Annotated in this window: 13 protein-coding genes and 1 pseudogene; 6 read left to right on the top strand and 8 right to left on the bottom strand. The window is 63.1% G+C overall.

Annotated elements, in window-relative coordinates; translation table 11 throughout:
- From VIQ49_RS01810 to VIQ49_RS01785, 6 genes and pseudogenes are all read left to right on the top strand, one after another.
- Positions 1-969 (top strand): NADPH:quinone oxidoreductase family protein, encoded by a 969-nt coding sequence (locus VIQ49_RS01810; protein ID WP_331880202.1) that lies wholly within the window; start codon positions 1-3, stop codon positions 967-969.
- A pseudogene (locus tag VIQ49_RS01805) lies at positions 966-1538 on the top strand (zinc-dependent alcohol dehydrogenase); the annotation flags it as partial. The gene VIQ49_RS01810 and the pseudogene VIQ49_RS01805, both read left to right, overlap by 4 nt.
- Before the next feature lie 88 nt (positions 1539-1626).
- The gene (locus VIQ49_RS01800) at positions 1627-1887 is read left to right on the top strand and encodes a hypothetical protein (RefSeq protein WP_331880200.1); all 261 of its coding nucleotides are present in this window, start codon (positions 1627-1629) and stop codon (positions 1885-1887) included.
- A 387-nt stretch (positions 1888-2274) separates the two neighbouring features.
- Positions 2275-2778: an ABC transporter substrate-binding protein gene (locus VIQ49_RS01795; RefSeq protein WP_331880198.1), complete on the top strand. Its 504-nt coding sequence runs from the start codon at positions 2275-2277 to the stop codon at positions 2776-2778.
- Positions 2779-3085: 307 nt separating this feature from the next.
- Positions 3086-3523 carry a TetR/AcrR family transcriptional regulator gene (locus tag VIQ49_RS01790; protein WP_331880196.1) on the top strand — a complete coding sequence of 146 codons (438 nt, stop codon included), beginning with the start codon at positions 3086-3088 and terminating at the stop codon, positions 3521-3523.
- A gap of 264 nt (positions 3524-3787) precedes the next feature.
- Positions 3788-4459, top strand: coding sequence for a hypothetical protein (locus VIQ49_RS01785; protein WP_331880194.1), 672 nt, complete (start codon positions 3788-3790; stop codon positions 4457-4459).
- Positions 4460-4533: 74 nt separating this feature from the next.
- On the opposite strand, the gene VIQ49_RS01780 is transcribed toward VIQ49_RS01785, so the two are convergent.
- From VIQ49_RS01780 to VIQ49_RS01745, 8 genes are all read right to left on the bottom strand, one after another.
- Positions 4534-5037 (bottom strand): hypothetical protein, encoded by a 504-nt coding sequence (locus VIQ49_RS01780; RefSeq protein ID WP_331880192.1) that lies wholly within the window; start codon positions 5035-5037, stop codon positions 4534-4536.
- Positions 5034-5639 (bottom strand): helix-turn-helix domain-containing protein, encoded by a 606-nt coding sequence (locus VIQ49_RS01775; protein ID WP_331880190.1) that lies wholly within the window; start codon positions 5637-5639, stop codon positions 5034-5036. Before VIQ49_RS01775 ends, VIQ49_RS01780 begins: the two co-directional genes overlap by 4 nt.
- A gap of 94 nt (positions 5640-5733) precedes the next feature.
- Positions 5734-6882, bottom strand: a complete 1149-nt coding sequence (locus VIQ49_RS01770) for an acyl-CoA dehydrogenase family protein (protein WP_331880188.1) — start codon at positions 6880-6882, stop codon at positions 5734-5736.
- Positions 6883-6895: 13 nt separating this feature from the next.
- A complete protein-coding gene (locus VIQ49_RS01765) occupies positions 6896-8041 on the bottom strand; it encodes a thiolase family protein (RefSeq protein ID WP_331880186.1) in 1146 nt (381 codons plus the stop codon).
- A complete protein-coding gene (locus VIQ49_RS01760; protein ID WP_331880184.1) occupies positions 8042-8860 on the bottom strand; it encodes an enoyl-CoA hydratase/isomerase family protein in 819 nt (272 codons plus the stop codon). It abuts the gene before it with no gap.
- Entirely contained in the window at positions 8850-10112 is a 1263-nt protein-coding gene (locus VIQ49_RS01755) for a CaiB/BaiF CoA-transferase family protein (RefSeq protein WP_331880183.1), read from the bottom strand. Before VIQ49_RS01755 ends, VIQ49_RS01760 begins: the two co-directional genes overlap by 11 nt.
- Positions 10112-10879 (bottom strand): SDR family NAD(P)-dependent oxidoreductase, encoded by a 768-nt coding sequence (locus VIQ49_RS01750; RefSeq protein ID WP_331880182.1) that lies wholly within the window; start codon positions 10877-10879, stop codon positions 10112-10114. The genes VIQ49_RS01755 and VIQ49_RS01750 overlap by 1 nt, the downstream gene beginning before the upstream one ends.
- Complete coding sequence (locus VIQ49_RS01745) at positions 10879-12045, bottom strand: acyl-CoA dehydrogenase family protein (RefSeq protein ID WP_331880251.1); 1167 nt, start codon at positions 12043-12045, stop codon at positions 10879-10881. Before VIQ49_RS01745 ends, VIQ49_RS01750 begins: the two co-directional genes overlap by 1 nt.
- Positions 12046-12083: the final 38 nt, after the last annotated feature.

Here is a 12083-nt window from a genome sequence, read left to right as displayed (position 1 = left end):
ATGCGAGCTGTTGTCTGCTCGACCCACGGGCTACCGGAAGTTGTTCGGGTAGAGAATGTTCCGTCTCCTGAGCTGGACTCCGGCCAGGTGCGGGTCGGCGTGGTCGCGGCAGCAGCCAACTTCCCGGACGTGCTGGTCATCGCGAACGAGTACCAGATCAAGATCCCGGTACCGTTCACACCCGGCAGCGAGTTCGCCGGAGTGGTGACCGAAGTCGCCCCGGACGTGATCGGTGTCGCGGTCGGTGACCGCGTCACCGGTACCGGCATCGTCGGCGCGTTCGCCGAGGAAGTCGTCGCGAAGGCCAAGGGCCTGAGCAGGATCCCGGACGGTGTCGACGAGTCGGTGGCCGCCGCCTTCGGCGTCGCGTACCGAACCGCGTATCACTCCCTGCGTTCGGTCGCCCGGGTCGAAGCCGGTGATCACGTGATCGTGCTCGGCGCCGGCGGCGGTGTCGGCCTGGCCGCGGTACAGCTCTGTGCCGCGCTGGGCGTGACCGTCACCGCCGTCGCCTCGTCGGCCGAAAAGCTGGATGTGGCAATGAGTTACGGGGCCAAGAACTTCGTCAACCATCGGGAGACCGACTTGCGCAAGACTCTGCGCGAGCTGTTGCCCGACGGTGCTGACGCGGTGATCGACCCGGTGGGTGGCGACCTCTCCGAGGCCGCGCTCCGCACCCTCGGCCGGGGTGGACGCTTCGTCACCATCGGATACGCATCCGGAACCATTCCCCGGATTCCGCTCAATCTCGTTCTTGTCAAGGGTGTTCACGTCCTCGGGTTTCAGTTCCAAGACCTCCCGCCGGACGAGTTCGGGCGCAACGAGGAAGAGCTCGCCGGTCTGCTGAAAGATGGCCGGATCCGGCCCCACGTCGGTGCGAGTTTTCCGCTCGAGGAAACTGCCGCAGCACTGCGTCTCGTCGCCGACGGCAAAGCCATCGGCAAGATCCTCATCGAGGTCAAGAGATGAAATCGGTGATCGTGTCCGGCGCTGGATCGACGGCCATAGTCGAGATACCCACTCCGACACCGGGACCCGATGACGTCCTGATCAAGATGCGAGCCTGTGGCATCTGTGGATCCAACGGCTTCTACGTCGAAATCGGAGGCATTCCACCTCTGCAGGGCAAGACTCCCCTCGGCCACGAGCCGGCCGGTGAGGTCGTCGAGGTCGGCGCCAAGGTCGAGGGCATCGCCGTCGGCGATCACGTCGTGATCAATCCGATGGCCGATGGCGCGAACATGTTGGGCAGTGGCGGACCGGTCGGCGCACTCTCGGAGTACGTACTCATAGAACGTGCTCGGGTCGGGGTCAATCTCGCGATCCTTCCTCCCGAGGTACCGTTTCACGTCGCTGCGCTCAACGAGCCGATGGCAGTGGCCCGGCATGCGGTCAACCGCACCGGCGTCAAGGCCGGCGACACCGTCGTCGTGTTCGGTGGCGGGCCGATCGGTCTCGGCGCGGTCATCGGTTTCAAGCTGAGCGGTGCCCAACACGTGGTGGTGGCCGATATTCTGCCGTCCCGACTGGAGAAGGCGCACCGCACATGTCGGCGCTGTGGTACATCTGGGACGGGAAGGCACTGTGGCTCAATTCCCTTGTGAAGAGCCAACGCTGGACCGACCTGTGAGAGATCCGCGGGTCTCGGTGCTCGTCGACGCCGGAGAGAGCTTCAACGACCTGCGTGGTGTCGAGATCATCGGCAAGGCCACCCCGGTCGGCGAGATCCCTCGAACTGGCGAGCCATGCGACGAACTCGTCGTGCCTGAAACAGCTTTCGGCGAAAAATATGCCGGCGGCAGGTTCGGATACGACGGTAGGCACGCCTGGCTCCAGGTCGTTCCCGAAAAGATGGTCAGCTGGGATTTCAGCAAATCTGGGCGATAGACCCGGGGATCTCAGTCCGCCCCGCGCGAGCACTCGGCCGCGCGGGGTTGTGTCGTTTCCTCATGCAGGACAGGGTGATTCGTGGCTCGTCAATCATCGCAAGTTTGCAATGAGAGCGCCACAATCGAATTCAGACATGGGTATGGTCACCGGCAGTGAGACAGATCACCGCAGAACCGTCATCATCCTTCGAAAGCCTCGAACTCCCCGGAAGCCGAGGGAGAACCGGTTCCCGGCGGGACCGCCAGGATTCTGCAAGCCGCCGAACCTCCGTTCACTCGACCCTGCGGCACTGTCGAACAACTATGCGTTCCAGCCGGTTCTGGGCAACGCCCTGTACGGAACGTTGATGATCACAGCATCGACACCCTCGAGATCGAGTACAAGATGGCAACCGACTTCTCCACCACCGACAACGGCGCCAGCTTCACTCTCGTGTTGCAGCCGGGCCTGACGTTCACCGACGGCACTCCGCTCGACGCCGGACTCCTCAGCGAAATCGTGCCGACCGGCGGCGGCCAGTACATCAGGATGAACCAGCGCCGAGCACCTTTCGACGGTATTCGCGCGCGACGTGCGGTGATGCTCGCCGCCGATCCCGAGGGTCTGAACACGATCGTCCACAACGGCGAGAACGAGGTCCCGCAGACACTGTTCAACGAGGACTCACCGTATTTCACGGATGTGAAACTTCAGCAATCGAACAATGAGGAGGCCCAGGCCCTGTTCGATGAGCTCGCCGCCGCGGGAGCCACGGCGCGGACCACACAGGAGCGGCTCGTTGCAGAGATCCCCGGAATCTGGTACACGCGTGCAGTTCCATCGGTCACCTACGGAACCAATGTCAAAGGGGTAGAACTCTTCACCCTCGGCCGCAGCGAATCTGGGTAGGTGGCGCGAAGGCCTTGTTGCGGACACGAATGTGATCTCTCTTGCACTATGGCCTACATCAGCAGCTTCTGGCCTTCGAGCTTCCATCCTTTGCCGGCCGGTGATCATTCTGCGGCGCTATGTGTTTCGGCCGCCGTTGACGCCTGGTATCTGCCCGGTGCCGCGGATTGGTGAGCCTCTCCCTGCCGCCAGTAAACTGACCGACGGTCCACTTGAGGGCGTAATCGCAGAATGTGGACCACCGGTCAACTTGTCAACCACTAGGGTGCATACATGAGCGAGCAGGGTGTGAAGCGCGTACGAAGCGATGCAGCTCGCAATCGACTCGCCATCCTCGATACGACGGACCTTCTTCTCGCGCAGCACGGCGCCGGCAACATCTCCATCGAGCAGATTGCCGCCGCCGCGGGGGGTCGGAAAGGGAACGATCTTCCACCGCTTCGGTTCGCGCGCCGGGCTGATGCGAGCACTGGTGGTCGAACGCGCCGAAACACTTCGGCAGACGGTGACCGACGGGCCACCACCATTGGGTCCCGGCGCAACGGCCGCCGACAGACTCCTGGCTTTCTTCGACGCCATGTTCGAGCCTACCGTGGACAACGTCGAGCTCATGATCGCGTACGACAACGCGACCGCTCATACCCAGGCGGACGAGATCAACGCCTTCTGGCACCGCCACATCGCCCAGTGCTCAGCGAAGCCAGACCAGAGGTCGACACCAAGATCGTGGCGAGAGTCCTGCTGAGCACCCTGGACCCCGACGTAGTCCTTCAACACATTCGGACCGATCACACCGCCCGTCTCGCGGCAGCAGTCCACACCGTTGTCGCAGCCGTTGTCGCACAAGGTGATTGACTCTTCGACCCCGCCCGGGATCGACCCAATCTGGAGTCCCGGTGATCCAGCGCTCCAGCCCGTAGGGGCCGGCCGAGTCGCCACCATGTAGCACCACTGCCATCGAATCGGCGAAATCGCGACCATCCACGCGGTCCCCGGTCACAATGTTCGTGTGAGCGGAGCGGCCAAACGACACACACTGTCGCCAGAACCTGCCCGGACCACGATGACGGTGGTCCCGGACTTCGCCACCACCGATGAACTCGTCGACGCCGTACGTCTGGTGAATCAGGTCCGCCGAAAGGCGCGCAATCGAGATCTGCCGTACCGGCTCGCGGTCCTGGGCAACGATCCGACCGACCTCGTCCAGCACGCCGGCGGTCTGCTGTTCGACCACGTCATGGCAGGCTGGAACGTCACCGTCCTGGTACCGGCCGAAGCTGATCCGCGGCCGCTTCGCATACTCGGCACGCGGATCATCGACCTGGAAACCGCGCTCGCGATGGACCTCGAACCCGCACTCGCCTCACGGCGCCGCAGCCCCTGGCCTCACAAGGTGGTTCTGGCCGGCGATCTATGCGCTCACAACGACAGGTTGCACGAGGCGGTTCTGGATTCTTTCGACCACGGCGACACCAACACAATGTTGTGGGGCCCGCACCGGCCGACAGTGGACGACAACGACGCCATACCGGTCGAACATCAACTCAGCAGAGCGGCCCGCGCATTCAAATCACACGCGCTGGCCGCCACGTCGGGAGCCGCCGCAGATGTCGTCCCGATCGAGTCCTTCGTCGGCAACACCTCGCACACTGCGGCAGCGCCGGCACTCCATCTCACCTGACCGGTCGCCCCATACCTCGAAAACACCTGTGCCCCAACGCTACTGCGTTGGGGCACAGGTGAGATCGAGGCGGATCAGGCCGGAACCAGATCCGACAGGCCGCACCACGACCTGGTCTTGCTGCAGCGAAACATCTCCGCGACACCGGCGGTTTCGGTGGGCAGAGATGCTGCCGCAAGCGCCTGCGCCTTGAACGCCCGGGCGGCAACGCTGAGACGGTGCCGCACCGTACCGATCTGTTTGTCGAGTCCGGACGGCAGGCTGTCGCCGAACAGCGTCACTTCGGTCTCGCCATCTCCGAGGATCTGCTGCACACCCTCGCGCACCCGATCGTCGCGCTCGTACAGCGATCCTGCGGTGACCACGGCCTGCGGGTGAAAACCGTACCCACGCCACTGGAACCCCTGATCGAAGTCGACCGTATGCGCACCGAGAATCTGGAGTGCTCGAGCGCTGGGATCGTCCTGCACGAGAACGGTGACGTCCCAACCGGCCATTCCGCGGTCGAACACCAGGCCCCCCGCGTATTGGATGACCTCGTTTGCGGTGGGTGCAACGACCACCAGGCGGTACTTCATGTATTCGTCGCCGGCATGAAGTCCTTCGCCAGCGCCTGCGCGTATTCCTTGAACACGTCCGTGAGTGGAACTGATTGATCCAGCAGCCATGATGTTTCCATCCCGTTGAGAAAGGCGACTATTTCGACGGCCTTCAGGTCCGCATCGAAGTCCGGGCGGTATCTGCCATCGACCTGTCCGCGCCGGATACCAGCGGCAACGGTGTCAATTGAGGCACGATGCCTGGCGACCAGGCGATCATGCAACGGAGCATCCGGTTCGAGGTTCTCTATTTGGAGAACCGCAAACGTTCCTATCAATTCAGGCGATCGTTCGAATCGCTCGGCGACTCTCACGATGCCTTCCAGCAGATCACCCTCGCGATCGGCATGTTGGTCGTCGTCCGCATCGCGCATTTCGAGCACCGCGTGCAAGAGCTGTGCCTTGGACTCGAAATGGTGGAGCAAACCGGCGGAGCTGACGCCGGCTTCGGCAGCGATCTGCGACAGAGTCGTATTTCGCCAACCATTGCGTGCGAGCAACCGTTGCGCAACGTCAAGAATCTGCCGTTTGCGCTCCTCCCCCTTGACAAGGAGAGCTTCATACGGTCGATCGCGAGCCACTTCGCTCCTTCGTCACGGACAACCAACTGAACAGATAGTAGGTTGGTTTCGCCCGTGTGACAAGGGTCTCACAGAAATCGGCCCGGGACCCAGCTCACAAGCCAAGCGACTTGGCGATGATCACCTTCATGACTTCGCTTGTACCTGCATAAATGCGGGCGACGCGGGCATCCGTGTAAAGCCTCGCGATCGGGTATTCGGCCATGTACCCATACCCACCGAAGAGCTGCAAGCACCGATCAACGACTCGCGCCTGCATTTCGGTACAGAACAATTTCACCCGCGCGGCATCCGAACCGGACAGCTCGTCGTCGACGAGGTCGAGGACCGCCCGATCGAGCATCGCCTGGCCGGCCTCGATCTCGGCCGACATGGCGGCGAGTTCGAACTTGGTGTTCTGGAACGAGCTGACCGGCGTGCCGAACGCTTTGCGCTCTTTCACGTAGTCGATCGTGGTGGCCACGGCCGCACGAGCCTGGGCAACCGACCCGACCGCCACAGCGATACGTTCCTGCGCCAGGTTCCGTCCGAGGTACCCGAAGGCTTTGCCTTCTTCACCGAGCAGGTTCTTCACGGGGACGCGGACGTCATCAAACGAGAGTTCGACGGTGTCCTGCACTTTGCAGCCCATCTTGTCGAGCACCCGGCCGCGTTCGAATCCAGGCATGCCGTTCTCGACCACCAGCAACGACAGCCCACCGCGGCGGTTATCCGGATCGGTGGACGTACGGGCCAGGACTATCACCAGGTCGGCGAGCAATCCGCCGGTGATGAACGTCTTGGCTCCGTTCAGCACATAGTCATCGCCTTCCCGGACAGCGTTCGTCTTGACGCCGGCCAGATCGGAACCGGTACCCGGTTCGGTCATGGCAATGGCCGAGAGCAGGGTGCCTTTGGCGAGTCCCGGGAACCAGCGGGTGCGCTGCTCCTCATTGGCGTACTCGAGGAAGTACGGGAGGATCACGTCGAGCTGGGTCCGGACCGTGCTCAGGGTAACCAGTGCGCGGGCCGCCTCCTCCTGGAGAATCACGTTGTAGCGGTAATCGCGCAGGCCGGCGCCCCCGAATTCCTCGGGAATCGCGATTCCCAGCAATCCCAGCGACCCGAGTTCGGCGAAGATCTCGCGGGGCATCTGGCCCGCCTTCTCCCAGACCGGATACTCCGGGACGACACGCTTGTTGATGAAGTCGCGCGCCAGGGACCGGAACTCCTCGTGATCCTCGGTGAATACCTCGCGTCTCATTTCGATTCCTCTCTCACGAGACCAGTTCGACGAGGGTGGCGTTGGCTGTGCCGCCGCCCTCACACATCGTCTGCAGTCCATATCGGACCCCGTTGTCACGCATGTGATTGATCATGCGGGTCATCAGTACAGCGCCCGATCCACCGAGCGGATGGCCCAGAGCGATCGCGCCGCCGAGTGGATTGAGCAGGTCGGGATCGGCACCCGTCTCGGCCAGCCAGGCCATCGGCACGGGCGCGAAGGCCTCGTTCACCTCGAACACCCCGACCTCGGACAGCTTCACCCCGGCCTTGTCGAGCACCTTGGCGGTGGCCGGGATCGGGCCGGTGAGCATGAGCACCGGGTCGTCGCCGACAACCGCACCCGCGGTGTAGCGCACCAATGGATTCAGTCCGAGTTCGCGGGCCTTCTCCGGGGTCATCACCAACAGGGCGGCCGCACCGTCGGAGATCTGCGACGAGTTCCCGGCGTGGATCACACCGTCATCGGTGAACGCGGGCTTGAGGTTTCCGAGTCTTTCGACCGTGCTCCCCCGGCGGATGCCCTCGTCGGCGGTGACCACACCGTCGTCGGTCTGAACCGCGGCGATCTGGGATTCGAAGGCTCCGGCATCCTGTGCGAGCGCGGCCCGTTCGTGCGAGAGCACCGAGTACTCGTCGACAGCAGTTCGGTCGAAGCCCCACTTCTGAGCGATCTTCTCCGCCGAAATTCCCTGGTTGAAGGCAAATCCTTCATAGCGGCCAAGCGCTTTGGGTCCGTACGGTGCACCCGTGGAGCGAGCCGCACCCAGTGGTACCCGGCTCATCACCTCGACGCCGCCGGCGACAACAACGTCCTGTTGACCCGACATGACGGCCTGGACCGCGAAATCGAGCGCCTGCTGGCTCGACCCGCAGGCCCGGTTGATCGTGACCCCAGGAATCGACTCGGGCCAGCCGGCCGCGAGGACCGAATAGCGGCCGACGTTGCTGGACTGGTCACCGACCTGCGAAACACAGCCCCACACAACGTCATCGATGATCGCGGGATCAACACCGCTGCGTTCGACCAGCGCACCGAGCACGTGAGCCGACAGGTCCACCGGATGGATGCCGGCCAATCCACCGTTCCGCTTTCCGACCGGGGTACGAACCGCCTCGACAATTACTACTTCACGCATCTACTTCTCCACTTCGGTGTTCTCTGCTGAAGGTCTGGGAACTGCCCAGCGGCCGGTGAACTCCGGTGCTCTCCGCTGGCTGAACGCAGCGAACGCCTCCTGGGCATCGCCGGTTGCAAAGTTGGCCGCCTGTGCCCGGGCCTCATTGGCAAGTGCGTCGTGCAGCGTGCGATCGGCACCCTCGTTGAGCAATGCCTTGGTCTGGGCCAACGCAATCGGCGGTCCGGACGCGAGACGGCCGGTGAGGTCCTCGACGAATCCGTCGATCTCATCGGCGGCAACAACCCAGGTGACGAGATTGAGTTTGTGCGCCTGCTCGGCATCGATCGTCTCGGCGAGCATTGTCAGCCGTTTGGCCTGTTGCAGACCAACAAGTTTCGGGAGAAGCCAAGACCCACCGAGATCCATCGACAGACCGCGTTTGACAAAGATCTGCGAGAACTCCGATCCGGGTGTGGCGATCACGAAATCGCAACCAAGCGCCAGGTTCCATCCTGCACCCACAGCGACACCATCCACTTTCGCAATGGTCGGTATCGGAAGGTTGTGCAACAACTCGGCAACCGCAGTCAGGTTCCGCAGCTTGTACGTCGGATGTGTCGGATCCGGGGTGGCGATGTCAGCACCAGAGCAGAATGCACCGCCGGCGCCGGACAGGACCAGTGCACGAACACCCCGATCGTCTCCCGCGGCGATGAGCGCATCTCGCAGGGCAATCCAGAGTTCCCGACTGATCGCATTCTTACAGTGCGGCCGATTCAGCGTGAGAGTACGAACTCCCTCACGATCAGCGCACAGCAGGATCGGCTCAGCGTTCATACACCGGACCCACTGCGCCCTGAACTCGCAAGTCCGCCAGCTGGGTTTCGTCGATCCCGACTTCGGCCAGGATCTTCTCGGTGTGTTCGCCGAGCCCCGGTACCGCGCCCATCGGCGGATCGAAGTCCGAGATGATCGGCGGCGGCAGCAGTGCGGGAATCGGTCCGTTCGGCGTATCTATCTCACGCCACCGATCTCGTTCAGACAGCTGAGGATGCGCGATGACCTCACTCGGTAGGTTGTACCGCGCGTTGCCGATACCCGCGTCGTCCGCAATCCGCTGGATCTCGGCCAGGTCGTGCTCGGCACACCACGCCCCTACTGCCTTCTGCAGGACATCGCGGTTCGCGACCCGCCCACTGTTGTTCGCGAAACGTGCATCGTCGGCGAGGTCGTCCCGTTTGATGATCTCGCGTGCCAGACGTTGCCACTCGCTGTCATTGGTGGTGCCCAGCACCACCGTCTGCCCATCCGCGGTCCGATACGAACCGTACGGCGACACCGCCGGTGAACTCATGCCCAGAGGTTGCTGGTCGACGCCCGAATGGCGGGTGTAGTTCAGCTGATAACCCATGACCTCGGCGGCCGTGTCGAACAAACTCACCTTGACCTCGGCCGATCCCTTGCCCTGTGCCACGCGTCGATCTCGCGAGTAGAGCAGCGAGATGATCGACAGTGCCGCATAGAGTCCCGTCGAGACATCCGCCACCGGCGGACCGGGTTTCGCCGGTTCACCCGGGAAGCCGGTGACCGCGCAGACCCCGGCCTCTGCCTGCACGAGCAAGTCATACGCCCGCTTGTGCGACAGCGGACCTCCGCTGCCGTACCCGTCGATCTCCACGGCGATGAGGTTCGGGTGCCGTTGTGCCAGCTCGTCCCCCGACAGGCCGAGCCGTACAGTCGCACCCGGGGCCAGATTCGACACCAGCGCGTCGGCCTCATCAAGCAACCGGTGCAGCAGATCGATTCCGGCCTCGGACTTGAGATCGAGGGTGACCGACTCCTTGCCGCGATTGGCCCAGACAAAGTGGGCTGCTTGACCTTTCACCACGTCGTCGTAGTGCCGTGCGAAGTCGCCACCCTTCGGGTTCTCCACCTTGATCACCCGGGCACCGAAGTCGGCGAGCGTACGGGTACACATCGGCGCCGAAATGGCCTGCTCCAGGGTCACCACCGTGACGCCCGCGAGCGGGCCCGCCTGCGGGTGGTTGCCTGGGTGATCGGGTGTCACCGATGGGTCGGCGTCGGTCATCACATCACCGTGCCGCCGTCAACCGGCAACACCTGTCCGGTGACGAAGGACGCAGCGTCCGAGGCGAGGAACAGGAACGCACCGGCGATCTCCTCCGGCTCGGCCCAGCGTCGCAGCGGGATCCGGTTCAGCATTGTCTCCGAGAACTTCTCGTTGGTGCGAATCGTCTTGGTCATCGGTGTGGCGGCCAGCGGGGCCAGCGCATTCACCAGGATCTGCTTGCGTGCGAGTTCGCGGGCCAGCGACTTCGTCAGACCGATGATCCCGGCCTTGGCCGCGGAATAGTTGACCTGACCCAGTGTTCCGGTGATGCCGGCAGCCGACGTCACGTTGATGATGCGGCCGGTGCCGTCCGTCGGCAGGAACCGAAGTGCCGCCTGTGAGCAGTTGAACGCGCCCTTGAGGTGGATGTCGAGCATGCGCTGGAACGACTCTCCGGTCGTGTCCTTGAACATCGCGGGCGCCGTGACCCCGGCGTTGTTGACAACGATGTGCAACACACCGTCGGTGAGTGCCGCCGCGGCCGCCGCTGCCGCATCGGCACCTTCGCGGTCGCTGACGTCGAGCTCGAAACCTTCGGCCTTTCCGCCGGATTCGACAATTCGCTTGGCGACCAGCGTAGCCGCCTCACCATTGATGTCGGTCACCAGCACGGATGCCCCGGCGGCCGCGAAGGCCTCGGCCACGGCCGAACCGATGCCACCGGCAGCGCCGGTCACCAGCGCAGACCGGCCGGTCAGATCAAACATCCCACTCTTGACAGTCATCAGTAGCTCCTCGGCATTCCCAAAGTGTGTGAACCCAGATAGTTCAGAATCATTTCCTGGCTGATCGGGGCGATCCGCATCAGACGGGCCTCACGGAAGTACCGTGCGACGTGGTACTCCTCGGAGTAACCCATACCGCCATGCGTCTGCAGGGCGCGGTCGGCCGCAGCAAAACCCGCCTCGGCACAAAGATACTTCGCCGTGTTCGCCTCACGGCCACAGGGCTTTCCATTGTCGTAGAGCCAGGTTGCCTTGCGCAGCACCAGCTCTGCCGCATCGAGGTGCGCCAATGCATCGGCCAGCGGAAACTGAATCCCCTGGTTCATCCCGATCGGCCGGTTGAACACAACGCGCTCACCGCCGTACTTGACAGCCTTCTCCAGGGCCACCCGGCCGATGCCCAGCGCCTCGGAGGCGATCAGCATCCGCTCTGGATTCAGGCCGTCGAGCAGGTACTTGAAGCCCTGGCCCTCCTCACCGACACGGTCCTCGACAGGGATCCGAAGATCATCGATGAACAACTCGTTCGAGGTCACCGCATTTCGGCCCATCTTGGGGATCGGCCGGATCGTCACCTTGCTGCGATCCAGATCGGTGAGGAACAGCGTCATGCCGTCGGTCTTCTTCTCGACGTCTTCGTACTTCGTGGTGCGGGTGAGGAGGAGGATCTTCTCCGACTCCATGGCCTTCGAGATCCAGACCTTGCGGCCGTTGACCACATAGCTGTCACCATCACGCTTGGCGAAGGTGGTGATCCGTGAAGTATCCAATCCGGCACCGGGTTCGGTGACACCGAAGCAGACGTGCAAGTCGCCGTTCACGATTCGGGGAAGCGTGCGCGCCTTCAGCTCGTCGGATCCGTGCACCACCACCGGATGCATGCCGAAGATCGATAGGTGGATCGAACTCGCGGCGTTCATCGCTCCTCCGGAACGGGACACCGCCTCGAGAAGCAAGGTCGCCTCGGTGATGCCGAGCCCGTGACCGCCGTATTCCTCGGGCATGGTCATTCCCAGCCAGCCACCGTCGGCGATCGCTTTGTAGAATTCTTTCGGAAACTCGTGCGCGAGATCCTTTTCCATCCAATACTGGTCATCAAAACGGCTTGCCAGCTCAGATACCGACTTGCGGATCAGCTCCTGATCCTCGGTCAAGTCGAAGTTCATTCCGGTGGACACAACGCATTCCTTCCGATTTCGTGTCG

Source organism: Williamsia sp., assembly GCF_036566845.1.
Taxonomy (GTDB): Bacteria; Actinomycetota; Actinomycetes; order Mycobacteriales; family Mycobacteriaceae; genus Williamsia.
The sequence above is the reverse complement of the archived record's forward strand: the minus strand, read 5'-3'. Positions and strand labels throughout refer to the sequence as shown.

Coding starts and splice junctions, on each gene's coding strand:
- VIQ49_RS01810 (WP_331880202.1), top strand. CDS start 1: ATGCGAGCTGTTGTCTGCTCGACCCACGGGCTACCGGAAGTTGTTCGG.
- VIQ49_RS01795 (WP_331880198.1), top strand. CDS start 2,275: ATGGCAACCGACTTCTCCACCACCGACAACGGCGCCAGCTTCACTCTC.
- VIQ49_RS01790 (WP_331880196.1), top strand. CDS start 3,086: ATGCAGCTCGCAATCGACTCGCCATCCTCGATACGACGGACCTTCTTC.
- VIQ49_RS01780 (WP_331880192.1), bottom strand. CDS start 5,037: ATGAAGTACCGCCTGGTGGTCGTTGCACCCACCGCAAACGAGGTCATC.
- VIQ49_RS01770 (WP_331880188.1), bottom strand. CDS start 6,882: ATGAGACGCGAGGTATTCACCGAGGATCACGAGGAGTTCCGGTCCCTG.
- VIQ49_RS01765 (WP_331880186.1), bottom strand. CDS start 8,041: ATGCGTGAAGTAGTAATTGTCGAGGCGGTTCGTACCCCGGTCGGAAAG.
- VIQ49_RS01760 (WP_331880184.1), bottom strand. CDS start 8,860: ATGAACGCTGAGCCGATCCTGCTGTGCGCTGATCGTGAGGGAGTTCGT.
- VIQ49_RS01755 (WP_331880183.1), bottom strand. CDS start 10,112: ATGACCGACGCCGACCCATCGGTGACACCCGATCACCCAGGCAACCAC.
- VIQ49_RS01750 (WP_331880182.1), bottom strand. CDS start 10,879: ATGACTGTCAAGAGTGGGATGTTTGATCTGACCGGCCGGTCTGCGCTG.
- VIQ49_RS01745 (WP_331880251.1), bottom strand. CDS start 12,045: ATGAACTTCGACTTGACCGAGGATCAGGAGCTGATCCGCAAGTCGGTA.